25 protein-coding genes and 1 pseudogene are annotated in these 22,949 nt (G+C 50.6%); 8 read left to right on the top strand and 18 right to left on the bottom strand.

The window, feature by feature from the left end:
- Nucleotides 1-64: 64 nt before the first annotated feature.
- From BM231_RS20460 to BM231_RS20435, 7 genes and pseudogenes are all read right to left on the bottom strand, one after another.
- A complete protein-coding gene (locus tag BM231_RS20460) occupies nucleotides 65-742 on the bottom strand; it encodes a type 1 glutamine amidotransferase domain-containing protein (protein WP_093522321.1) in 678 nt (225 codons plus the stop codon).
- A gap of 90 nt (nucleotides 743-832) precedes the next feature.
- Complete coding sequence (locus BM231_RS20455; protein WP_093522319.1) at nucleotides 833-1,864, bottom strand: NADP-dependent oxidoreductase; 1,032 nt, start codon at nucleotides 1,862-1,864, stop codon at nucleotides 833-835.
- A gap of 47 nt (nucleotides 1,865-1,911) precedes the next feature.
- The gene (locus tag BM231_RS20450; RefSeq protein WP_093522317.1) at nucleotides 1,912-2,325 is read right to left on the bottom strand and encodes an Ohr family peroxiredoxin; all 414 of its coding nucleotides are present in this window, start codon (nucleotides 2,323-2,325) and stop codon (nucleotides 1,912-1,914) included.
- Nucleotides 2,326-2,385: 60 nt separating this feature from the next.
- Complete coding sequence (locus BM231_RS20445) at nucleotides 2,386-2,778, bottom strand: TetR family transcriptional regulator C-terminal domain-containing protein (RefSeq protein ID WP_244275146.1); 393 nt, start codon at nucleotides 2,776-2,778, stop codon at nucleotides 2,386-2,388.
- Between the two features lie 51 nt (nucleotides 2,779-2,829).
- A pseudogene (locus BM231_RS27485) lies at nucleotides 2,830-2,973 on the bottom strand (TetR/AcrR family transcriptional regulator); the annotation flags it as partial.
- 154 nt (nucleotides 2,974-3,127) lie between these two features.
- Nucleotides 3,128-3,736, bottom strand: a complete 609-nt coding sequence (locus tag BM231_RS20440) for a TetR/AcrR family transcriptional regulator (RefSeq protein WP_093522315.1) — start codon at nucleotides 3,734-3,736, stop codon at nucleotides 3,128-3,130.
- Nucleotides 3,737-3,933: 197 nt separating this feature from the next.
- The gene (locus tag BM231_RS20435) at nucleotides 3,934-4,560 is read right to left on the bottom strand and encodes a class I SAM-dependent methyltransferase (RefSeq protein ID WP_093522313.1); all 627 of its coding nucleotides are present in this window, start codon (nucleotides 4,558-4,560) and stop codon (nucleotides 3,934-3,936) included.
- Between the two features lie 269 nt (nucleotides 4,561-4,829).
- Here BM231_RS20435 and BM231_RS20430 point away from each other — a divergent pair, with 269 nt between their 5' ends.
- The 3 genes from BM231_RS20430 (at nucleotide 4,830) to BM231_RS20420 (ending at nucleotide 7,425) form a co-directional block, all read left to right on the top strand.
- On the top strand, nucleotides 4,830-5,753 hold the full coding sequence (locus BM231_RS20430) for an alpha/beta hydrolase (protein ID WP_093522311.1): 924 nt from the start codon (nucleotides 4,830-4,832) through the stop codon (nucleotides 5,751-5,753).
- Between the two features lie 12 nt (nucleotides 5,754-5,765).
- Nucleotides 5,766-6,695 (top strand): nuclear transport factor 2 family protein, encoded by a 930-nt coding sequence (locus BM231_RS20425; RefSeq protein WP_093522309.1) that lies wholly within the window; start codon nucleotides 5,766-5,768, stop codon nucleotides 6,693-6,695.
- Nucleotides 6,696-6,765: 70 nt separating this feature from the next.
- Complete coding sequence (locus BM231_RS20420) at nucleotides 6,766-7,425, top strand: SDR family NAD(P)-dependent oxidoreductase (RefSeq protein ID WP_093522307.1); 660 nt, start codon at nucleotides 6,766-6,768, stop codon at nucleotides 7,423-7,425.
- A gap of 25 nt (nucleotides 7,426-7,450) precedes the next feature.
- Here the strand turns inward: BM231_RS20420 and BM231_RS20415 are convergent, their stop codons facing one another.
- A complete protein-coding gene (locus BM231_RS20415) occupies nucleotides 7,451-8,446 on the bottom strand; it encodes a UDP-glucuronic acid decarboxylase family protein (protein WP_093522305.1) in 996 nt (331 codons plus the stop codon).
- A gap of 290 nt (nucleotides 8,447-8,736) precedes the next feature.
- Between BM231_RS20415 and BM231_RS20410 the strand changes: the two genes are divergently transcribed.
- Nucleotides 8,737-9,933 (top strand): benzoate/H(+) symporter BenE family transporter, encoded by a 1,197-nt coding sequence (locus BM231_RS20410; RefSeq protein ID WP_093522303.1) that lies wholly within the window; start codon nucleotides 8,737-8,739, stop codon nucleotides 9,931-9,933.
- Between the two features lie 2 nt (nucleotides 9,934-9,935).
- Here the strand turns inward: BM231_RS20410 and BM231_RS20405 are convergent, their stop codons facing one another.
- From BM231_RS20405 to BM231_RS20380, 6 genes are all read right to left on the bottom strand, one after another.
- The gene (locus BM231_RS20405) at nucleotides 9,936-10,343 is read right to left on the bottom strand and encodes a GFA family protein (protein ID WP_093522301.1); all 408 of its coding nucleotides are present in this window, start codon (nucleotides 10,341-10,343) and stop codon (nucleotides 9,936-9,938) included.
- A gap of 131 nt (nucleotides 10,344-10,474) precedes the next feature.
- Nucleotides 10,475-11,335, bottom strand: coding sequence for an ATP-binding cassette domain-containing protein (locus BM231_RS20400; protein ID WP_093522299.1), 861 nt, complete (start codon nucleotides 11,333-11,335; stop codon nucleotides 10,475-10,477).
- Nucleotides 11,336-11,337: 2 nt separating this feature from the next.
- Nucleotides 11,338-12,192, bottom strand: a complete 855-nt coding sequence (locus tag BM231_RS20395) for an ATP-binding cassette domain-containing protein (protein ID WP_093522297.1) — start codon at nucleotides 12,190-12,192, stop codon at nucleotides 11,338-11,340.
- An 11-nt stretch (nucleotides 12,193-12,203) separates the two neighbouring features.
- Nucleotides 12,204-13,133, bottom strand: a complete 930-nt coding sequence (locus tag BM231_RS20390) for an ABC transporter permease subunit (RefSeq protein WP_208860535.1) — start codon at nucleotides 13,131-13,133, stop codon at nucleotides 12,204-12,206.
- Between the two features lie 11 nt (nucleotides 13,134-13,144).
- On the bottom strand, nucleotides 13,145-14,068 hold the full coding sequence (oppB, locus tag BM231_RS20385; RefSeq protein WP_093522295.1) for an oligopeptide ABC transporter permease OppB: 924 nt from the start codon (nucleotides 14,066-14,068) through the stop codon (nucleotides 13,145-13,147).
- 94 nt (nucleotides 14,069-14,162) lie between these two features.
- Entirely contained in the window at nucleotides 14,163-15,791 is a 1,629-nt protein-coding gene (locus tag BM231_RS20380; RefSeq protein WP_093522293.1) for a peptide ABC transporter substrate-binding protein, read from the bottom strand.
- A 498-nt stretch (nucleotides 15,792-16,289) separates the two neighbouring features.
- Between BM231_RS20380 and BM231_RS20375 the strand changes: the two genes are divergently transcribed.
- Nucleotides 16,290-17,768, top strand: a complete 1,479-nt coding sequence (locus tag BM231_RS20375) for a UbiA family prenyltransferase (RefSeq protein WP_093522291.1) — start codon at nucleotides 16,290-16,292, stop codon at nucleotides 17,766-17,768.
- Nucleotides 17,744-18,217, top strand: a complete 474-nt coding sequence (locus BM231_RS20370) for a GtrA family protein (protein ID WP_244527198.1) — start codon at nucleotides 17,744-17,746, stop codon at nucleotides 18,215-18,217. The genes BM231_RS20375 and BM231_RS20370 overlap by 25 nt, the downstream gene beginning before the upstream one ends.
- Before the next feature lie 8 nt (nucleotides 18,218-18,225).
- Here the strand turns inward: BM231_RS20370 and BM231_RS20365 are convergent, their stop codons facing one another.
- Nucleotides 18,226-19,467, bottom strand: coding sequence for a hypothetical protein (locus tag BM231_RS20365; protein ID WP_093522287.1), 1,242 nt, complete (start codon nucleotides 19,465-19,467; stop codon nucleotides 18,226-18,228).
- Nucleotides 19,468-19,769: 302 nt separating this feature from the next.
- Here BM231_RS20365 and BM231_RS20360 point away from each other — a divergent pair, with 302 nt between their 5' ends.
- Nucleotides 19,770-21,032: a multidrug effflux MFS transporter gene (locus BM231_RS20360; protein WP_063310212.1), complete on the top strand. Its 1,263-nt coding sequence runs from the start codon at nucleotides 19,770-19,772 to the stop codon at nucleotides 21,030-21,032.
- Nucleotides 21,033-21,062: 30 nt separating this feature from the next.
- Here BM231_RS20360 and BM231_RS20355 read toward each other — a convergent pair whose 3' ends face one another.
- Nucleotides 21,063-21,449, bottom strand: a complete 387-nt coding sequence (locus BM231_RS20355) for a hypothetical protein (protein WP_093522285.1) — start codon at nucleotides 21,447-21,449, stop codon at nucleotides 21,063-21,065.
- Nucleotides 21,450-21,561: 112 nt separating this feature from the next.
- On the bottom strand, nucleotides 21,562-21,915 hold the full coding sequence (locus BM231_RS20350) for a VOC family protein (protein WP_093522283.1): 354 nt from the start codon (nucleotides 21,913-21,915) through the stop codon (nucleotides 21,562-21,564).
- A gap of 130 nt (nucleotides 21,916-22,045) precedes the next feature.
- Here BM231_RS20350 and BM231_RS20345 point away from each other — a divergent pair, with 130 nt between their 5' ends.
- Complete coding sequence (locus BM231_RS20345; protein ID WP_093522281.1) at nucleotides 22,046-22,612, top strand: invasion associated locus B family protein; 567 nt, start codon at nucleotides 22,046-22,048, stop codon at nucleotides 22,610-22,612.
- 8 nt (nucleotides 22,613-22,620) lie between these two features.
- Here BM231_RS20345 and BM231_RS20340 read toward each other — a convergent pair whose 3' ends face one another.
- Nucleotides 22,621-22,854 carry a hypothetical protein gene (locus BM231_RS20340; RefSeq protein ID WP_093522279.1) on the bottom strand — a complete coding sequence of 78 codons (234 nt, stop codon included), beginning with the start codon at nucleotides 22,852-22,854 and terminating at the stop codon, nucleotides 22,621-22,623.
- Nucleotides 22,855-22,949: the final 95 nt, after the last annotated feature.

The following is a 22,949-nucleotide window of genomic DNA, read 5'->3' as shown; positions in this document are numbered from 1 at the left end:
GGCACAAAAAAACCGGCACAGGGCATAACTCCGCGCCGGTTTTAAAAACGAGGTGTGTCTGGTGTTAGCCCAGACGCGCCAGAATTGCTTTTGCTGCAGCTTCAGAGGAAGCCGGGTTCTGGCCGGAAATGAGATTGCCATCTTCCAAAATGAAAGAGCCCCAGTCAGCGCCCTTCTCGTAGATAGCGCCTTTTTCCTGTAAGGCATCTTCCACCAGCAACGGCACAACGTCAGTCAGCTGCACAGCGTCTTCTTCTGTGTTGGAGAAGCCGGTGACCTTCTTGCCGTTGACCAGCGCAGAGCCATCTGCAGCCTTAGCGTTGACCAGTGCGGCAGAGGCATGACAGACAACGCCGACTGGTTTTCCAGCGGAATACAGCTGCTCGATCAGAGAGATAGAGGCTGTATTATCTACCAGATCCCACAGTGGGCCATGGCCGCCCGGGTAAAAGACAGCGTCAAATGCATCGGCAGAAACGCTGTCTAGCTTCACGGTGTTGGCCAAAGCTTCGTTTGCGGCGGCATCGGCCTTAAAGCGGTCTGTTGCTGCGGTCTGGAAATCCGGCAGGTCGCTTTTGGGATCCAGTGGAGGCTGTCCGCCAGCAGGAGAGGCCAGAGTGATTGTTGCGCCAGCGTCTTTGAAGACGTAGTAAGGTGCCGCGAACTCTTCCAGCCAGAAGCCGGTCTTTTCGCCTGTGTTGCCCAGCTCGTCGTGGGATGTGAGGACCATAAGCACGTTCATTGTGATCTACCTTTCAGCAGGCATAGGGGGAGTAGCCACCAGTGCCGGGGCACTGGTGTTCATGTTGTTTTTGTTGTTCTCGTTTAGAGATTAGTCGCCGATTTTTACGACCAGTTTGCCGAAGTTCTTGCCTTCCAGGAGGCCCATGAATGCTTCCGGCGCATTTTCCAAACCGTCTACCATTTGCTCGCGGTATTTTACTTTACCCTCTGCAATCCACTGCTGCATATCCGCTGCGAATTTAGGGTAAAGATTTGGGAAACTGTCAAAGATGATGAAGCCCTGCATGCGGATCTTCTTCACCAGCAATGTGCCCATCAGCATGCCCATGCGGTCCGGACCATCCGGCAGGCTTGTTGCGTTGTATTGAGAGATCAATCCACACAGCGGAATACGGGCATTTGCATTGAGAAGCGGCATAACCGCGTCAAACACTGCTCCGCCAACGTTCTCAAAATAAACGTCAATTCCGTCCGGGCAAGCCGCTTTCAGGTCCTGCGTAAAGGTTGGAGAGTTGCGGTCAAGGCAGACGTCAAAACCAAGGTTCTCAACGGCATGCTTGCACTTTTCCGCACCGCCCGCGATGCCAACAACGCGGCAACCTTTGATCTTGCCGATCTGGCCAACGGTTGCGCCAACTGGGCCGGAGGCCGCTGCAACTGCAATGGTTTCACCCGGTTTCGGCTCACCAATTTCTAGCAGGCCTGCGTAGGCAGTGAAGCCCGGCATGCCCATGACACCCAGTGCCCAGGACGGCATTGCTGGCTCTTTGCCAAGGTTGAAAACCATCTCGCCGTTGGAAATTGAGTAATCTTGCCAACCACCTAGGTTAACTACCCAGTCGCCTTCGCTGAACTGCTTCAGGTTGGATTTCACCACAACGGAAACAGTTCCGCCAACCATTGCATCCCCGATTTCAACTGGATCCGCATAGGATTTAGCATCGCTCATACGACCGCGCATGTACGGGTCCAGAGACAGATAAACCGTGCGCAGCAGCATCTCGCCCTCACCCGGAGTTGGGATAGCGGCTTCTTCAAGACGGAAGTTTTTGGATGTTGGAGCCCCGACAGGGCGTTCCGCCAGCACAATCTGGCGGTTCACTTCGGTATTCTGCGGCATTTCAGGTTCCTCAATTAATGTCAGTAATGCTTTGTTATTATTCGTCTTTATGAATTCAGCTTGGTGTAAACGCGCACATCTACATTGCCACAAATTGCGTTGGAATACGGGCAGAGGGTATGGGCGGTCTTGATCACATCATCGGCTTGCTCACGGGTCAGGCCGGAGAACTCCAGATGTAGGTCAATGTCCAGCACAAAGCCGCCTTCGTCTTTCTCCACCACATTGCCAGAGGCGCGAACATTGACTGTATCCAGCGGATATTCTTTGTGTCCGGAAACCATCTTTAGCGAATGCTCAAAGCAGGAGGCATAACCCACCGCGAAGAGTTCTTCTGGTGTAATGCCAGGGCCTTCCGCTCCTGGTGGGGTCACTCGAATTTTAGCAGCTTCGTCGCTCAACGTCGGTTTGCCGGAGCGTCCGTTTTCTGCTGTAGTGTCAGTGTCATAGAAGACTTTCATATCTTCACCTTAGATTTGGACTGGCGTCTATTGGACTCGGGTTCATACGGGTTGATGGCGTTATGCAGCAGGCAGCATTATTTCTGTGACCTCCAGTGCTTTCTGGAGTGGTTTCTTATCTCGTGTAACTTTTCCGATGAGGCTAGCGCCAAGCCACATTTGGTAGAGCACCTGAGCGGCCATTCTGGCTTCTAACTTGGGTGCCATAGAACCGTCTTTGATGCCGGCTTCTATGATGTCGCCTAAACGTTTCTCTACTCTGGTGGTCATCTGGGCCAACAGCTCTCTCATATCTTCAGAAATGTCTGCTATTTCCGCGCTTAGCTTTACGATCAGACAGTGCTTTGATGCATCCTCGGAGTGCTGATAGTTCTCCCAAAGATGCCAGTACTGGAACAGCTTTTCGCGCATGCTCAGAGCCTCTGTCGCAAGCAGGGCATCCAAGCTTCTCATATACTCATCTAGGTATTGTTGGACGAGTACGCAACCAAAGTGCTCTTTGGACTCGAAGTAATGATAGAATGAGCCTTTCGGAACTCCGGCAGTTTTTAACAGTACGCTCAGGCCCATGCTGGAAAAGCCCTGCTCTGCTATCAACTTACGCCCAGTTTCCAAGATGTGTAGTCTTGTGGCTTCGCTTTTCTTCATCTTCATATGGTGTGTTTTAATTAAAAATAGACCGGTCGTCTAGTCCACTTCGGAATATCCCTTATGACGTCTATTCACAAGGACTTCAATGCGGGTAATTCCCTGAGCGGTCTAGCGGGGATAGTTTTCTGATTGAGGTGAAGACCGGGCGGAGTTATGCCCGCAGCCCCTCTTCCATAATCGCCCATGAGTTGTCGAAGCGCTGTTCGAAGTCCGTAGACTCTTCCAAACGTGAGATGATCAAAGTCCCTTCGACGAGAGCGATTATGGCTTCCACCACGTCGTGCTCGTCTTTCTCTTTGATGGTACCCTGCTCTATGCCTTCTTTAACCAGATCGGAAAGCCGGGCTTTAATCTGCCCGAAGAAACGGCGCAGAACCACCTTGGCCACGTTGTGGCGATAGAACTCAAACCAGATCGCGGTGATCACCCTGTGGGTCCGCAGGAAAATCAGCGCTGTTTTGCAGATGAAGTAGATCTGCTGCAGCTGCGTTTCCTCGGCCTTGTCATGGTCATCCAATTGAATGCGCAGGGCATCTTCATAGGTGGTGATGTATTCAGCAAGTACCTGATCTTTCGTAGGAAAGACCTGTGTTACGTCCTTAACCTTCAGGCCAGCGTTAGCGGCGATATCGGCATAAGTGGTCTCAAAGTAACCAAACTTCTCAAAGCAGGTTATAGCAGCTTCGAGAATGGATGATTTGGAAGCAGGTACAAGGAAGTCCTCTGAATATTCGGAGTGGGAACTGTCTGTATCACTCATAATTCGCCTCTTTCCCAAATCGTCGCCTGCTACACACTCAACTCTGCAAGCAGTCTGATTAGAAACACATGATGGGACAACATTTTGCCAAGATGATGGTAAATCGCCATCTATGATTTCTGATAAATATGGATCGCTTGCTGAATTCCGCCGTTCTAATAGGGGCTTACAGGGTTCTCAAGTCGGTCTTCTACATATTACGCAACGCGCTTGAACACGCTTGTCTGGAAATTCTGCTGGTTTTTCTTTGGCGTAATGTGAGTATGCGTTTGTGCATCCGTCAACGCAAAGACACCCGGCGCAAGCGCCTGGAGTTTCGCGGCAAGAGTGCGCGAAGAGTACCGCTGCACAGGAAGACCGGAGCACTTCTCTGGACCATCCTCAGCAAAGCTGGAGATGATTGCAGTGCCATCAACGGGAACAGCCTTAACCAACGCGTTTACATAGGCTTTCTGGTCTTCAATCTCCGTGAGGAAGTGGAAGACGGCCCGGTCATGCCAGACCTGGTAGGTCTTGTCCGGTGTCCATTTGGTGATGTCTGCGTTGATCCACTCTACATCATCAGCAACACCGCCGAGACGCTCTTTGCCTGCTTCCAATACGACAGATGAGATGTCGAGTACAGCAAGCGGGCCGTATCCAGCAGCATGTAAAATGCTTATCAGCTTGGAGGCGCCCCCACCCACATCAATGAAGGTTTGGCCTAGATTGAGATGCTGGGTCACGAGTTGATAAGACAGTGTTGGCTGGGTTTCAAACCAGGTCAGGTATTCTTCTTCGCGGGCATCATAAACCGCATTCCAGTGTGCGACTTTCTCGTTCATCTCAGGCCTCGTTTATGCAACACGGCTTATATGGGAGTAGCCGGCTAAGAAAGCAATATATAATTTAGATAATTCTAAACTACAATCAATGGATTGCGCGAATGACCCAACGTCCGGCTTTGGTCTGCTAGGAGTTTAAGCGATTTTGCAGTGTTCGTGCAGCTACGTTTTTACGATGCAGACAAGCCCATGTTGCCTGTTAAAGGCCTGTTCTGGTCTTTGGTTGATCCTAGTCTTCAACAGTTGCGCAAAGAACCAAGGATCAGCCAATGCCTGAGAGGAAGAAGCTGGGTAATAATCTGGACAAGGTTGAAGTACGGCCCGTGGAATTTGAGTGTCACGGTGAAGTCTTGCATGGAGATCTCTACCTCCCGAAGAAAAGACCACCGCACGGTAAGCTTCCTGGTGTTGTGGTCACCGGAGCCTGGACTTCAGTGAAAGAGCAGATGGCAGGTCTCTACGCCTCTGAGCTCGCCATGCGCGGCTTTGTGGCGCTGGCTTTTGATTTTCGTGGCTGGGGCCTTTCTGCGCATGATGGCAAAACCAAGTATCTGGAAGACCCCACCCGCAAAACCGATGATATCCGCGCCGCTATTGATTTCATGGGACGATGCCCTGATGTGGATCCGGACAGGATTTGCGGATTGGGGATTTGTGCCTCAGCAGGGTATATGAGCGCCGCAACAGGTGGAAACCGGCACGTTCACTCACTGGCACTTGTCGGGCCATGGTTGCATAATTCTGAAATTGTTTCAGAGGTTTACGGTGGGGCGGAAGGTGTCGCCGAGTTGATGAAACTGGGCCGTGATGCGCTGACCCATGAGGAGCCGCGGTATATCGTAGCTGCCAGTAAAGTGGATGACACCGCGCTGATGTTTGACGTGGAGTATTACACCGAGGAAGACCGTGGTCTGATCCCGGAGTTTGACAACAAGTTCAATCTGGCCTCGTGGGAGGCGTGGCTGACGTTTGATGGTGTGCACACGGCGGATAAGCAAAACCAACCAACCCTGATCGTGCACAGCGAGGCTGCTGCGATCCCGAAAGGTGCCAAGGAGTTTGCGCGGCGCATGGGCGACCGGGCGACCACGTTGTGGTTTGAGGATGTGAGCCAGTTTGACTTTTATGACAAGGCCCAACCCATTGATCGGGCTTTGGAAGCTGTCGCTGAGCACTTCCTTTCCACGCTTTGAGCAGGACCGTTTATGAGTGAGCTCTCCGACCTTGAAACTGCAAAAGACACCGCCGCTATAACCACGGTGCTGGAAGGCGTTGTGAACTGCTTTGATCGAGGGGATTATGAAAGCCTAGGTCTGCTTTATAGTGATCACGTAGAGATGGATTACAGCTCACTGCTTGGCGGTACAGCGCATAAGAAAACGCGAGAACAGCAGCTCATGGATTGGGCGGAGTTATTGCCGGGTTTCGATCAGATGCGCCATTCTCTCAATGATTTCAATATTCGCATTGAGGAAGGCATCGCCAACGCCTCCTGCTCTGTTGCTGGTCAGCTGTATCTTGGTGATACTGTTTGGGAAGTGGAGGGCCTCTATCAGTTCCGGCTGCATAAACGCAGCAATCACTGGCGTATCTTCAAGCATAGTTTTGTTCTGAAAAGCGAAAATGGTAACGGCGAGATTCTGGAAACTGCGAAGAGCAGGGCAAAGGCCCATCCGCCTGCTTTCCTAAAAAGACGAAAGGCGCAAGCCGCGGTCGTCAAGTTCCTTAAGGCCTTGGAAAATAAAGATATGGAGGCGGTTGCTGATGTCTGGTCCGAAAAGGCCGTGCAGGATATGCCCTACTCTCCTGATGGCTTCCCGGATGTGGTTGAGGGCAAGGCGAACCTGATCAAACATTACAGTGCTTGGCCGGAGAATGCCGGAGAAGCGGATTTCACCTCCAATCTGAAATTCTACCCCATGATGTCGCCAGAATGGGTCTTTGCGGAATTCACGGGTGAGGTTGAGATCCTGACCACAGGGCGGGAATACAACCAGATCTATGGCGGCTTGTTCCACGTACCTCATGGCAAAATTCAGTATTATCGCGAGTACTTTAATCCAGAACCCTTCCGCTTTGCCTACGACTTTGATGAGGGAAAAGACCCAGATCATTTTCTGATTGGCGAACCTTGATGGTAATATAAAAATGAATTACTTATTTAATTGCAAATGAATGTTGGTGTGAACTGAACAGAGGTGCCAGATGGCCAGACGTGCGTTGATTACCGGTGGTAACAGGGGCATTGGGTATGCCATCGCAAAAGGACTGAAAAAAGAAGGCCTTGAGGTCGTTATCGGCTCGCGGAATGCGGAGGCAGGCGCGGAGGCTGCCAAGCAGCTTGACTGTGGGCATGTGCATCTGGACGTGGCAGACTTGCGATCCGTCGAGCAAGCCTTTGATGATATTGGAATTATTGATGTTCTGGTGAACAACGCCGGAGTGCTCTATGAAGAACCAATGCTGGAAAACCCTGCACAGTTTGAACAAAGCATGCAAGTGATGGTGCATGGTCCCTATCACCTGATCCGTCGCGCGGCTCCAGCTATGATCGACAGGCAATACGGGCGCATTGTGAACATGAGTTCCAACTGGGGGTCTTTCACTGAAGGATTAGCTGGCCCCGGCGCTTATGGGGTGGCGAAAGCAGCGCTCAATGCCCTAACCCTTGCGCTTTCGCGAGAGCTACCGTCCTGCGTAAAGATCAACTCAATGTGCCCTGGATGGGTCGCAACCCGAATGGGCGGCGAAACTGCGCCACGGACACCGGAGCAAGGTGCCGAAACTGGGATATGGCTGGCCACACTGCCAGAAGCCGGACCCAATGGCGGTTTCTTCAGCGATCATCATCCGATGGGGTGGTAGAAAACTGCATTTGCAAAAAGCTACCCTACTCCGCAGGCATAAGCTTCTTCGCGGCTGTCTCTCCTTGATTGGACATAAGCTGTTCAAAGTATTGGATTGTTTTGACCAGGCCCTCGCGCAACTCTGTGGTTGGGCGCCAGCTCAGATAATCCCGGGCGCGGGTAATGTCAGGTTTGCGCTGGAGCGGATCATCCTGAGGTAGAGGCTCCCTGATGATCCGGGATTTGGACCCGGTTAGCTCCAGCACAAGCTCTGCGAGTTGCTTGATGGTGAATTCCTTGGGATTGCCGATGTTGACCGGCATGGAAATATGGTCTGGCGCGTTCATCAGTTTGATCATTCCGTCCACCAGATCATCCCGATAACAGAAAGAGCGGGTTTGCATGCCGTCGCCGTACAGTGTGATCGGCTTGTTTGTCAGCGCTTGCATGATGAAGTTGGAAACCACGCGCCCGTCATTAGGGTGCATGCGTGGGCCATAGGTGTTGAAGATCCGCATAACTCTAATGTTGATGTTGTTCTGGCGGTAGTAGTCGTAAAACAGCGTCTCTGCGCAGCGTTTTCCCTCATCATAACAAGAGCGTACACCAATTGGGTTGACGTTGCCCCAATACTCTTCCGGCTGCGGGTGAACCTGTGGGTCGCCATATATTTCTGAAGTGGAAGCTTGCAGGATCTTAGCCTTAACCCGCTTTGCCAGACCCAGCATGTTGATGGCACCGAGCACGCTGGTCTTGGTAGTCTGCACAGGGTCAAACTGATAGTGAACGGGAGAAGCCGGACACGCCAGATTGTAAATTTCATCGACCTCAACAAATAGTGGCTGACACACATCATGTCGTAAAAGCTCAAACCGTTTGTGGTCCAGCAAGTGTTCCACATTCATGCGGGTGCCGGTGAAGAAATTATCGAGGCACAGCACTTCATGGCCCGCCTCCAACAGGGTCTCACTGAGATAAGAGCCCAGAAAGCCTGAACCTCCTGTCACAAGAATTCTGCGCCGATCATCAAGTGAGAACATGAGGCCAATCCGCAATACCGCCAAAGATTGGAAAAGCCTATCAGCCTGCCTTCTGACGTAAATATTGAAAAACCTCTCCCGAAAATTGGGCCCCGATAAATTGCAATGTTTTCAACGGTATGAAAGCTCACAGGTGTTTGTTGAGCAAAATTCAAATAAATGTGCTGGTTGAAGGCTTGCTCACAGCGGCATGGCTGTTAGCATTACCCGTAGAACTCCTCACGCCTCGCGCGGCTTCTCTGTTCCCCAAATTTGAGAGGTTCACGCCAACAGCTTGTTGCAGGGCCTTAATGTCTTCCTCCCTTTCAGCTAGTGCGACCAGCGCTGGCATTCTTTCTGCTTTTGTTGGGTTTGCCAGTTCATTTGCCATTGTGTTGCACGGGCTGAGCGGTGTTGGTGCAAGCGCGGAACAAGCCACCTCTGGCCTTATGGCACTTGCCATCGCCATGGGGATTTGCGGTATTGGCTTCAGCTTGTGGAAGCGTGTCCCCATTTCCGTCGCCTGGTCGACACCCAGTGCCGCGTTGTTGGCGACCTCTGGTCTTCCAGAAGGCGGATTTGCAGCAGCTGTCGGTGCTTTTGTGTTTGCAGGTGTACTTGTGGTCATAACTGGGCTTTGGAAGCCCTTAGGCCGCATTGTTGGCTTGATCCCGGTTACTCTGGCCCAAGCCATGCTGGCAGGTGTCATTCTGCCGCTATGTCTCGTTCCCTTTGAAGCGGTGGCTGAGATCCCAGCTCTCGCTTTGCCTGTTGTATTGGCATGGTTTGTTGCGGGACAGATCAACAAGTTACTAGCCGTTCCTGCAGCGCTTTTAGCGTTCCTTGTTGTGCTTTATTTCCATGCAGATACCTCAAGTCTTAACTCGCTGAAACTGGTGCAAGCTCCCGTGTTCGTCATGCCGGAGTTCTCACTCTCTGCTTTGATTGGGATTGGAATACCGATCTACATCGTGACGATGGCCTCCCAGAATATTCCGGGTGTCTCGATTCTGCGTTCTTTTGGGTATCAGCCCGTTCCCGGGCCGCTTTTCAGCTGGACAGGCGTTGGGTCCGTCCTCAGCGCACCATTTGGTGGGCACGGGATCAGCCTTGCTGCCATCACAGCTGCCATATGTGCCAATGAAGATGCGCACAAAGACCCTGCAAAGCGGTATTGGGCTGCAGTGATTGCGGGAGCCGTCTATATCATCTTCGGCATTTTTTCTGCCGGGTTTGTTGGTGTGGTTGAACTGGCGCCGCGCATTTTGATCGGCGGCGTTGCCGGACTGGCGTTGATTGGAACGCTCACCGTCTCAGTTCAGGGCATGCTGAAAGACGCGCCAAGTCGTGAGCATGCAATCCTGACTTTTCTGATTACTGCGTCAGGCCTGTCCTTCTTCGGCATTGGTGCAGCGTTTTGGGGGCTTCTGGTCGGGATGGGCCTGAAGTTTTGGATGGATTGGAAGCAGAAGGGCCTGCAGAGTGAACAGGCCACAGAAAAGGCCTAGGATTACTCAGGGAGCTTCTCAAACTTCGTGACGTCTTCCAGATGATTGTCCCAATTTGCTCTGCTACCCATGAAGAGGTGGGCAGTTGGTTCTGCATCGACGGGTGTGTCCAGTGACCCGGCTGGCACCACTAGAAAGTTGTTCTCGCGGTCATATGTTGGCACAGGAGCACCACAGTCTTCGCAAAAGCTTCTGCGGTGACGGGTGGACGGCACATTGTAGGACTTTATGGATTCCTCCCCATTTGTACAGGCGAAGTCTGCATCAAAGGAAAAGAGATTAGAGCCGTGAACGGAGCCGGTTCCTTTGCGGCAATAGCTGCAGTGGCAGAAATAGAACTTCTTGAAAGTGGCTTGAATCTGGAATTGAACGGTCCCGCACAGGCAGGAGCCTTTATGAGTTTCGCGCATAATAATGGCCTTGAGGGACAAAAATGTATGGTTGGAGCTGCAATGTGGCAGCGTCAGTCCTCAAATGCAAAACATAAAGAAACGGCGGAGCCTCTGCCCCGCCGCCTGTTGTATCCAAGATACATGTTGTCTTAGGCTTTAGCTTCCAACGCACGGCGCTCCGCAATGCGTTTGCGCTCCGCAATAGGGTCCGGGATCGGCACCGCGTTGATAAGCTCCTTAGTGTAAGGGCTCTGCGGATTGTGGATCACGTCGTGAGCTTCGCCGATCTCAGCGATGTCACCAAACTCAAGAACCATAATGCGGTTACTGATGTGCTTCACCACGCTCAGATCGTGCGCAATAAACAGCAGAGACAGACCAAGCTCTTTCTGCAGATCCATCAGCAAATTCACCACCTGTGCCTGAACAGATACGTCGAGCGCAGAAACAGGCTCGTCGCAGATGATCAGCTTTGGATTTGTGATTAAGGCACGTGCAATACCGATACGCTGACACTGTCCGCCAGAGAACTCGTGCGGATAGCGGTTGATCATCCGTGCGGACAGACCAACTTTTTCCATGAGTTCACGCACTTGCTTCTTTACTTCATCCTTAGATGTGTTCGGATGATGCGTTTTCAGCGGTTCCGCGATGATCTGACCAGCGGTCAGGCGTGGGTTAAGCGATGCGAGAGGATCCTGAAAGATCATCTGGATTTCCTTACGGATCCCCAGAAGGTCTTTCTCGTTCATCTTCATCAGGTCGCGGCCCTGCCAGAACACTTCGCCGCCCTGAGATGGGATCATACGAATGATCGCACGGGCAAGAGTGGACTTCCCACAGCCGGATTCACCAACGATGCCGAGGGTTTCCCCTTCTGCCAGATCAAAGGAAACACCTTTAACCGCCCGCAGAATGTCTGGCTGATGCCAAGGCAAAGCATTTTGCTTTTTGATCTTGAATTCCACCCGCATGTCGCGAACGGATAAGATTGGCTCTTTCGTGCTCAAAATCAGCCCTCCGCCATTGGGGTTTCAAAGCTGCGATCCAGCGTAACCAGACGTTCTTCGTCCTGATCCAGACGCGGAACAGCACTCAACAGACCTTGCGTGTATGGATGGCTTGGTTTGCCGAAGATATCGACAGTAGAGCCCTGCTCCATCACTTCACCCTTGTACATCACCATGGTGCGCTCACAGGAGCCAGCCACGATGCCGAGGTTATGCGTGATGAGAACAATTGCCATGTGGAACTCTTCCTGAAGTTCCACCAAAAGATCCATGATGCGCGCCTGAACGGTCACATCCAACGCAGTTGTAGGTTCATCTGCAATCAACAGCTTTGGACGACACAGCAATGACATTGCGATCATCACACGCTGGCGCATACCGCCGGAGAACTCATGCGGGTAAAGATGAATGCGGTTTTTTGCATTCGGGATCTTTACCGCTTCGAGCATCCGCACACATTCAGCAATCGCATCTTTCTTCTTCATGCGCTTGCCGTCTGGCGAGTTGTAAATGAGCGTCTCGGCCATCTGGTCCGAGATGCGCAAATACGGGTTCAGGGAGGTCATTGGGTCCTGAAAGATCATTGCGATCTCATTGGAGCGAAGCTTGTTCATCTCCTCGTGAGAAAGCCCGATAATTTCCTGTCCCTGATACTTAATTGATCCGGAAACCTGCGCGTTGTGAGGCAGAAGCCCCATGGTCGCGAAGGCTGTCTGGCTTTTACCAGAGCCGGATTCGCCAACGATCGCGAGGGTTTCGCCCTTGTCGATCTGTAGGTTTACGTTTCTTACGGCTTCTACCACTCCGTCAGGAGTGTCGTAGGTGATCCGTAGATTTTGGATATCCAAGAGCGCCACGATTTCACCTCCTACCGGTCTTTAGGGTCAAGCGCATCACGCAGACCGTCGCCGATAAAGAAAAAGCTGAACAGAGTGATGATGAAGAAGAACATTGGGAATGCCAGCTGCCACAACGTGCCATACTGCATTGTTCCAGCGCCTTCAGCAATCATCGCACCCCAGCTGGTGTTAGGCTCCTGAACACCAAGACCAAGGAACGAAATAAAGCTCTCGGTCAGGATCATCTGTGGGACCAGAAGGGTCGAGTACACCACCACAACGCCCAACAAGTTTGGCACGATATGGCGAAGGATGATCGTGATTGGTTTTACGCCAGTCGCGATTGCAGCTTCAACAAACTCTTTGTTCTTCAAGGTCAGCGTCTGTCCACGAGCAATACGAGACATGTCAAGCCAGGAGATCAAACCGATGCCCACGAAGAGCATAAAGATTGACCGCCCAAACACCACCAGAAGCAGGATCAGAACGAACATGTAAGGAATGGACTGCAGAATATCGACGATACGCATCATCACGTTGTCGACTTTGCCGCCAGAATAGCCAGCGATCGCGCCATACAATGTACCAACGACAACAGCGATCAAAGCGCCGATGATGCCGACCATAAGCGAGATCTGGGTTCCCTGAACCACGCGAGCAAATAGATCGCGGCCAAGTTCATCAGCCCCAAAATAGTGGCCGTTTTCAATGCTTGGTGCGCCGAGTTCTGCAATCTGCCCCAGAATACCCCAATCGATCTCTTCGTTGGACCAGACTGCGATCATGTGACCGAAGGTTGAGAACAGGAATACACCGCACAAAAGGATCAGGCTGACCACAGCAGCCTTGTTTTTGAAAAAGCGGCGACGGGCATCTGCGAACAGAGAACGCCCTACGACTTCTTCTTGAGCAGCCAGATTGTCTGCCAACTGCTCCATTTTTTGAACATCTACCATCATGTGATCAGCCCTCAGTATCTAATCTTCGGGTCGACCCATGCGTATAGGATGTCGACAATGAGATTGAAGAGAATGGTGAGACCACCGATGAGGATCGTGATGCCCATCATCACAGCGTAGTCTCGGTTGAGTGCTGAGTTCACGTAGAACTGGCCGATACCACCGGTCGAGAAGTACATGTCGATGATAACGGAACCTGTGATCATGGAGACGAACGCAGGGCCGAGATAAGACATGACTGGCAACAGAGCAGGCTTAAGCGCATGCTTGAAGATGATAACTTTATACGGCAGGCCTTTCGCCATGGCGGTACGGATAAAGTTGGTATGCAACACTTCCAGCATGGAAGAACGCGTCAAACGCGCAACGGATGCCATGTAGCTGGTAGAAAGTGCGATCACCGGTAAGATCAGGTGGTTCCACTGCCCGTCGTTCCAACCTCCACCAGGCAACCAACCCAGCCACAGAGTGAACACGAGGACAAGGATAGGTGCCATAACAAAGTTAGGCAGGACCTGTGCACCAATAGAAACGCCAACGGCAAAGTAATCAAGCCAGCTGTTCTGTTTGAGCGCTGCTGCGATACCTAGCGCGCCTCCAACAATGACTGCGACTGCAAATGACAGGAAGCCATAGGTCAGTGTGACTGGAAAGCCGTGTGCGATGATGTCGTTTACACTCCGGTCCTTGTACTTAAAGGATGGGCCGAAATCGAATTCCGTAATGATTCCACCAATATAGTTGATGATTTGAACGTATATCGGACTATTCAGGCCATACTTGGCCTCAATGTTGGCAAGGACCGCAGGAGGGAGCGGGCGCTCGGACGTGAATGGGCCACCGGGAGCCGCATGCATGAGCAAGAATGAGATTATTATGAGCAGCAGCAATGTAGGAATTGCGATAGCCACTCTTCGTAGGATGTAGCTGAGCATTGTTATTAGTGTCTCGTATGAAGAACGGGTGATTCAGCAACAAAAAGATGCAAAAACACCGGCGTCTGGGACACCGGTGCTCTTGATTGCTGGATTACTTCGCAACCTTGTAGAGGTTTTTAGCGTACCAGTTCTGCTCAGCGTTTTTGATCGGCCAGTTTTTCAACTGTGCATTCATCATATATGCTTCTGTGTAGTGATAGATCGGAATCACTGGCATTTCGTCTGCCATGATCTCTTCAACACGAGTGTAGTTCGCCTGCGGATTGGTCATTGACTTTGCATCGTGCAAAAGTTGGTCAACTTCCGCACTGTTGAATTTGCCGTCGTTGTAGCCGGATTCAGAATCCATCAGGTCAAGGAAGGTGGATGCTTCGTTATAATCGCCACACCATGCACCACGAGCAAGCTCAAAGTTCCCGTTTTTACGTTCATTCAGGAATGTTTTCCATTCCATGTTGTTCATGTTGACCTTAACGCCAAGCTTCTGTTTCCACATTTGGGTCATCGCAATTGCGATTTTCTTGTGACCTTCAGAAGTGTTGTAAACAAGATCAAATTCAAGCGGATTGTCTTTGCCAAAGCCAGCAGCTGCCAGCAGTTCTTTCGCTTTCGCATCACGCTCGGCTTGTGACCAGCTAGCGAACTCGATATCAGGAACCTCAAAGCCAGCAGTCACTGCAGGTGTAAAGGTATAAGCTGGGAACTGACCTTCCTGAATGACTGCGTCTGTGATCACGCGGCGGTCAAGAGCATAGGACAATGCCTTACGTACACGAACATCCTTAAACTCTTCTGGACCGGAGGCAGACTGGTTGAAGGTGTAGTAGTAAGAACAGAGGCGTGGGAAAACCACCGCCTGATCTGGATACTCTTTCTGTAGGCGTGGAAACTGTCCTGTTGGGGTTTCAGTACGATCCATCTCACCTGCGAGGTATCGCGTCAAAGCGATGTTTTCATCATTGATGACAAGTGTTTCAACCTTGTCGATGATGGTGCTCTCGTTATCCCAGTAGTTGGTGTTTCGCTCCATAACAGCAGTTTCCTGCGGAACGTGTTTCACCAGCTTATAGGCACCATTAGAAACGATATTTTCTGGCTTAGTCCACGCAGCTCCATGTGCTTCGATCGCCCATTTAGGAGATGGGAAAGTACTGGAGTGGGTGGTCATTGCAGTGAAGTAAGGCAGTGGCTGAGTCAGTTTGACTTCAAGAGTGTGATCGTCAATAGCTTTAATACCAAGCTCTTCAGGCTTCATGTCGCCTTTAATGACCGCGTCTGCATTCTCAACGGACATCAGCTCAGCATACCATTGGTATGGAGATGCGAGTTCGGGGCTAGCCAAACGGCGCCATGCATATACGAAGTCACCTGCTGTTACAGGCTTGCCATCGGACCACTTCGCATTGTCGCGAAGTTTGAACGTGTAAGTCAGGTTGTCGTCAGAAACAGTGTGGCTCAGAGCAACACCTGGTACCAAGTTGCCAAGGTTGTCCTGACTATAAAGACCTTCGAACAGGTTACGCGCAATATCGGAGCCGGATACGTCTTCGTTGACCTGTGGGTCAAAAGAAGAGTGCTCGTCGAGAATACGGTATGTGAAAGTCTGGTCGTCAGCGAGTTTCTCGCCTGTTTCTGGATGAACACCCGCAGCAAATGCAGAGGTAGATAGCAATGCGGTACCGACTACGCTCGCCAAAAGAGAGCTTTTGCTGAATTTCATCTAGGAATCTCCTCACTACATCGGTCGCCTGTTCCCCAACAGCGCCGACTTGGATACATTTCTCAATAGGATCTAGAGTTCACCTCAATTGAAGGGCAAACCCAAAAAATTGCATATTTTCCTGAGAGCAACGCAAAATAGAAATTATTTCGCCTGTTAGCAGCTCCCCACGAGTGGCTTTATGCTCAGTTCCCCTCGCTGCTGGCAGATACGCATATCCCGGTACGCACTCTAACGTAGTTTTTCTCTTATTCAATTGTATTCTGCGCAAGAAATGCCCGCTGCATCATATCCTGGGGGAAATATCGCTAGATCGTTTGGCTATGAACCTTGCACAATCCTAGGATTTACAAGCTTTTTAAGTAGTTTTGCGTCCAATAAAATTTCCAAGGAAAAACATCTGAATCATTCGAAGACACTATTAACCAAAATTGAGAGTAATTAGTTAGGTATTCATAACCCATACTCTTTACCGGGCAGAGTCTTCGGGTGGGGCATATGGAAGATATTCAGAGACTTCAGAGGTCGGCGGAACCTGAATTACAACTGCCGCTTATATTAGATCTTGATCACACGCTGATACGGACGGATTGCTTTTTTGAAGCACTCATTCTGTTCCTCAAATCAAACCCTTTGAACTTATTCGTTGTTTTTTATTGGCTCTTTCGCGGACGCGCCTATGTAAAACAGCAACTGGCTATCCGTGTAGATTTAAAAATCGATAATTTGCCATTGAACGAAGATGTTGTTGCCTATGCTCGTGCAGAAGCTGGCAAAGGACGTGACGTTCATATGGCGACAGCCGCTGATGAAGTTTTAGCCATCGCAGTTGCCAGTCGGCTCGGTTTTGTTAATGAAGTTCACGCCAGCAATGGCAAGATCAATCTGAAATCGAGCAACAAAGCTAGCTATCTGGAACAACGGTTTCCGGATGGTTTCGCGTATGCTGGTGATAGTATTTCCGATCTGCCTGTCTTTAAGAGCGCTGTCCGTTCTTTGATCGTCCATCCCTCCGACAGTTTATCTCAAAAAGCGATGCGATGTGGTGAAGTAGAAAAGACCTTTGTAAGACCTGATGGTTTTTTTCGGCCTCTCCTGAAGAGTTTGCGCCTCCACCAGTGGGCAAAAAACACGCTGCTCTTTGTGCCTCTTATATTGGGTGGTCAGGCCTTGAACCCTGAAGCATGGGCGAGTGCAGTGCTGGGCTTTGTGGCTCTCGGCGTTCTTGCAAGCTCCACTTATTTGCTGAATGACCTTTGGGATCTTGAAGCGGATCGCCAGCATTGGAGCAAGAAGGCAAGGCCACTGGCATCGGGTAAGCTGAAGATAGCCCATGCTATGCTGGCAATTCCTTTGGGGTTTACTCTGAGCTTTGCCATAGCAGCCATATTGGGGCCCTTTGTCGTGCTGGGTCTTTTCGCCTACTTGGTAACAACGGTTGCCTACTCCTTCTATCTGAAGCGGGTACCTTTGCTCGACACGGCTGTACTGGCGGTGCTGTTTACAATGCGTCTTGGGGTTGGTGTAACGCTGGTTGACGTGCCGCCCTCCCCCTGGCTCTTTGTCTTTTCCATGTACTTATTCCTCTCGCTGTCGTTGGCAAAACGCCATACGGAGCTTGGCCGTCATGTGGAGGCTGGCACAAATGGAGAGATGTCGGGTCGTGGATATCGCAACAGAGATTTGCCCATTCTCCTTGCGCTTGGGTCGGCAAGTGGATTGGCTGCAACGCTGGTTATGGTGCTTTACCTGACCAATGAAGCATTCAATGCAGACTTTTATTCCGCATCAATGCTTTTATGGGGAATGCCACCCATCCTTTTCCTTTGGCTTGGCCGGGTCTGGTTAAAATGCCAGAGGCTGGAACTGAACGATGATCCTGTTGTCTTCGCATTGAAGGATAAGCAGAGCCTTGTGCTTGGCGGTGTTCTTGCCATCCTGTTTGTGTTCGCATGGTTCGGAGGCTATTTGGTCTGATGGTTGCTGCCCGCCTTGCTGCGCTCAAGTCGTCTTATGATACCAGCCCTGAATTCAGGCAGATTGTCAGATTTCTGTTTGCTGGTGGCTTGTCTGCCTTTGTAAACTGGCTTCTGCGGATTGCTCTGTCTGTAGTCATGCCGTTTTGGCTGGCGGTGTTGCTGGCCTATTTCATCGGAATGAGTGTCGGATACACCCTCTATAAGCATTTTGTATTTGTAGGGGCGCAAAAGCCTGAGAGTGTCAAAAGGCAGATACTGATCTTTCTTGGAGTGAATCTCTGCTCAGCTCTTATCGTGCTTGGGCTGTCTGTTGGCTTAAACGCAATGCTCATGACTACCCTGCCTGTCTTTATCGCACAGGCATTTGCACATGGTTTCGCCATCGCTATTGGAGCGGTGACGAACTATCTTGGCCACAAGGTGATCACTTTCCGCCAAACCCGATAGAGCAGCACTCAACCGTTTGCCGCAAAAGCAAGCGCTTGCATGGCTACGTTAATAAACAAGGCTTGCACCACAAGCATCGCAAAAATCCCCATATTGTCTTGCCGCACGGTTCGCACAACAAAGAGCATCATCAACGGAAGCCAGTCCAGCACGTAACGCTGCACGGAATACTGGGAGAAGCCGTTGGAGTGATAGAAGAGCGTCACTCCTGCGATGAGAGCGATTGTCAGTCCCGCGAAAAGGTATTCCCGGTTCCATTTGGCGAGAAAGAAATAAAGCAGGAACGGCGCACCGATGAAGAGCGCTATCCCCTTGTCGCCAAAACCGCTCATCTGCGTCAGATATTTGCCTGAAAACTCTACATCCGGTCCCTGCACAAAGAAGTGGACCAGATTGAAAAGCAGGTAGTCCCGATGGAACAGACCGAGTTCCTGCACGCGTGCCTCAATCCATTTTGCAGATGGATCACCCAATGCATCCCATTCTGGCGGGAAGATATATGCATATCCAGTTTGCATGGGATCGCCGAAGCGGGCGTAATTGTAAGCAAAGTAAATGCCAATCGCGATTGCAGGGAAAACGGCGAGCTTAAGCAGTCGTTGAATGCTCTCAGAATTAATTGCGAAGATTGACCTGTCCGTCGGCGTCATCAGAACAAAGAAGAAGGGCATGTAAAGAATGCTCATCTGCCGGGTGAGAAACGCGAGACCGATGAATAATCCCACAAGCCATGCATTTCTCTTGATGAGCGCTGACCAAAGTGCAAGCGACGTCAGCATTGCAGCGACGGCTTGTGCAAAGAACCAGACACCATCGGCGCGGAGCACGATGTACTGTAGCGGTGTTGCAAAGAGGAAAGCAGCGACCAGTAGCAGAGCCAGTCGGTAGTCCGTCTGGTAGTTACGCGTTATCTGCCACCACACCAATCCGGTAATGACGAAGCAAATCATCCCTAGAGCAATAAAGTGATGAAACCCTGCACCAAACATTGCCACAAACGGCAGCGCGATTAAGGCAGGTACAGGTGGGAATATGACAAAGATCTTCTCTTCGAAAAGAGCGCAGTCGAGATCAAAGCAGCGTGAAGCGTCAAAGCGCCCTTGCAGAAAAGCCTCCGCAAGTAGGGCGTAGGAGTTGCTTTCTGGCTGCTCCCCAACCATGCGAAAGAAAACGGCTGCCAGAAGAATGAAAACCAATCCAGCAAGTATTGTTGTGAGAAGTGCGCCTCTAAAACGTTCAATCAAAATCATAATGCCCCCAAATATGGGAGAGTAATAACATCAAGAATCCTAGTGTCTTCTTAAAGACGCGCAAGAGACCTGAAACCGCTGCGAAGCTCCCGCAATAATAACCGTGCTGGAGATGTTTTTAGAGCTAACTCCTCAAACAACGTCATTGATTACAATTCATCTCATTTCTTGATTTCACGTTTATTGCCTGATAGGTGAAAGATGTTGCTCCCACAGACAATGCCGTAATCACGGTAGATCCTTGGTGTTGGGTTTTCAGAAGAAATCCGCAAAACTGCCAGGATTGTTACAGGAATATCCAGATGTCGGACTCTCCGAAAACCGCAGGTGCGAGCCTGGGAACGGTTGAATTTGTTGCCCTTATGGCTACGCTGACCAGCTTGACTGCGCTTTCTATTGACGCCGTGCTGCCAGCGTTTTCAGTCATTGGCAAAGATTTAAATGTCGGAAATTCCAACAACGTTCAGCTCATCATTTCTGCGTTGTTTCTTGGGTTAAGCTTGGGGCAGTTTATTTTTGGTCCTGTCTCTGACCGCTTTGGCAGAAAGCCTGCGGTTTATGCGGGATCTGTTGTTTTCGCGATTGGTGCCGTGCTCGCAGCCACAGCGACATCGTTGCCAATGATGATTTTCGGGCGTTTGCTTCAAGGTGTCGGAGCCAGTGCTCACCGGACGGTTGTTATGGCGATTGTTCGCGACAAATATGTCGGCGCGGAAATGGCGCGCATCCTATCGTTTGTAACAGCAGTGTTTATTATTGTGCCCACATTAGCGCCGTTGATTGGTCAGGGCATTCTATTTGCTGCTGGGTGGCGGGCAATTTTTGTCATCATGTTGGTTATGGCGTCTGTTGGCTGCATCTGGCTAGCAATGCGTCAGCCAGAAACGTTGAAACCAGAAAATCGCCGGGTCATCACGCCCAGAGTGCTTTGGGAAGGTCTTGAAGAAGTCGTAAGCCATAAGGCAACTTTATATTACACAGCGGCTTCTGGCTTTGTTTTTGGTACGATGATGACATATCTCAGTACCGCTCAGCCGATGTTTGCAGACATCTTCAATGTCCACGAAACATTCCCACTCTATTTTTCCGGCATTGCCGTGGTGTTTGGCATGGCATCCATCGTCAATGGCCGTATTGTGAGGCGCATTGGTTTGCAGAACATGTGCCGTGCTGCTTTGACCATTCAGATCGTCACCAGCCTTAGCTTTGGGCTGTATCTACTCCTCATTGATACCACGCCTGATCTGTGGCTGTTCATGACCTATCTCTCATTGGCGTTCTTCTGTCAGCCGATGTTGAACGGAAACCTGAACGCCATGTCCATGGAACCACTCGGACATATCGCTGGTCTGGCTGCTACATTGGTTGGCGCGTCTACCACGTTTATTGCGCTCATCCTCTCAGTGATTGTTGGCCGTTTCTATGATCAGACCTTGCTGCCCCTGTCCTTTGCGTTTTGTGCTTTTGGCGGAATAGCGCTTGTATTGGTGATTATTGGTGCAAGGGTGCAGAAGGCAGAGAAGATCGCATCGTCAAATACGATCTCAGCTGAGGCCAGCGCATAAGCGCTGCTAAGAAGGTTTAAGAGATAGAAACTACTGTTTCTTTGGAAGTGTCCTGACCCAGGAAACTGTCGGCATTTCTACGCCTGCACCAGGGTACCAGTCATCGCGGACTTCCTCGTGGCCTTCTTTCGTACACACGAGTTGCGCGTCCTTGTATTCCTCTGGAATGACGAGCTGTCCCGGGCTTTTTACGTGTAGGTTTTCAGCATACCCATCCAAAATGCATTGCGCGCCAGATGGCTTGGTTTCGATAGAAACAACATATGCATCAGAGGGAGGGTTTGACGGATCGGGGCCAAAAACATTGGATTGACAGGCGGCAAGGAGCATTGCAGATGCAATGAGAACTCCGAGTGAAGCCCCTTTAGAACTGAGTGGGCTGAACTGACCGGCATCTGATGCTTTGGCGAACCGCACGCGAATCTCCTGAAGAACTGAATTTCGCTTGGAAGCTACGCCTATTCATAGAGCAGGGTGAATCCCTCAAATCACCCCAACTAATATTGCAGGTAAGCGCCGCATTCGCCTGTTATTTGTCTGACCAGACAGCTAGTTCGTTGTTGTTAGGGTCAAGAAAATGGAAACGACGCCCACCTGGGAAGGTAAAGATCTCACGACAGATTTTTGCGCCGTTTTTCACCAATGTGTCCTGCAATGCTTCCAGATTTTCCGCATAAAGCACAATAAGCGCTGCACCGCTTGCGGTGGAAGACGAAAGGTCTGCCTTGAAAAAACCGCCATCAAAGTCACCGTCATTGAAAGCGGTGTATTCTGGGCCGTAGTCCTCGAAAGTCCAGCCAAGTGCATTGCTGTAAAACGCCTTTACCGCTTCCAGATCAGCTGCGGGCAACTCGATGTAATTGATTTTTCCAGATTTCATAATTTCAAATCCTTGAGGAAAACATGGGGCTCTTTACAAGAGGTCTCCCGCAAATCTCCAATATTGCAACAAAACTAGATTGGTGTGATAGATAACTCAGTCCTATCGTTATAGTTGCAAGCAAGATATTCAAATGAAGAATTTTGGTTTTCCCCTTTGTACAATTGCAGCTCTTGCTCTGGGAGCTGTTGCTTTTCTTGGTGCTACGCCGGGCTTTGCTCAATCAGCCCCAAAAGGCGACGCAGCTGTTGCCAGCAGCCCTAAGGTTACCACGCAACAACACGGAGATTGGTTGCTGGAGTGCTATGACCCTGCCGTGAACGGCATGAGCTGCCAGATCAAGCAGCGTGTGGTTCATAAGGAAAGCGGCCAGAATATTCTGCTGATGACACTCACCTACAGCCAGAAAGAAAAGAGCGATATGGTGCAATATGTATTGCCGCTCGACTTTCTTTTGGCTCCGGGCGTTGGCGTGAACATTGGTGATTTTCAGGCGGTCGCACGGGTCAATCGCTGTATGGCGCAAGGCTGTGTGATTGAAGGCAAAACTGAAGAGGCCTTCATCAACGCAATGAAAGCTGCAAAAGATCAAGGACGATTTGTGATGATGTCCAGAGCAGGTAAAAAGGTTGGTATCAACTTTTCTGCCACCGGTTTTACAAAAGCCTACAACGAGATGCGAGCGCAGAACTCAAAGTAAGCTCGTGGTCACTGCGCAGCAATGCAGTTCCATTCACCGCGAAGACCTAAAACAGCTGTTGCTCCGGCAACGGTGCAATGTGAGACTTCAGCCTTAGCGAGATGCAGCTTTGGAACCGGGTTTGGATTTGCAAGATATGCAAGGCCAATAGCAGCTGTGAGAGCAAGCGCGGAGGTGGCAACGGTGAAAAACACCCAATTGTTTTGCTTTGGATTTACGGAGAGTTGGGTAGAGATCGTCATCTGAGGTTTCTGTTCTTTCCAGTCTGGGAAATCACGACGTCAGCGCGCCACCGGTCTTTTCTGCGATCTGCATATATTGTGAGGTTATAAAGGAC

It is taken from the genome of Pseudovibrio ascidiaceicola (assembly GCF_900114245.1).
Lineage (GTDB): Bacteria > Pseudomonadota > Alphaproteobacteria > Rhizobiales > Stappiaceae > Pseudovibrio > Pseudovibrio ascidiaceicola.
The sequence above is the reverse complement of the archived record's forward strand: the minus strand, read 5'-3'. Positions and strand labels throughout refer to the sequence as shown.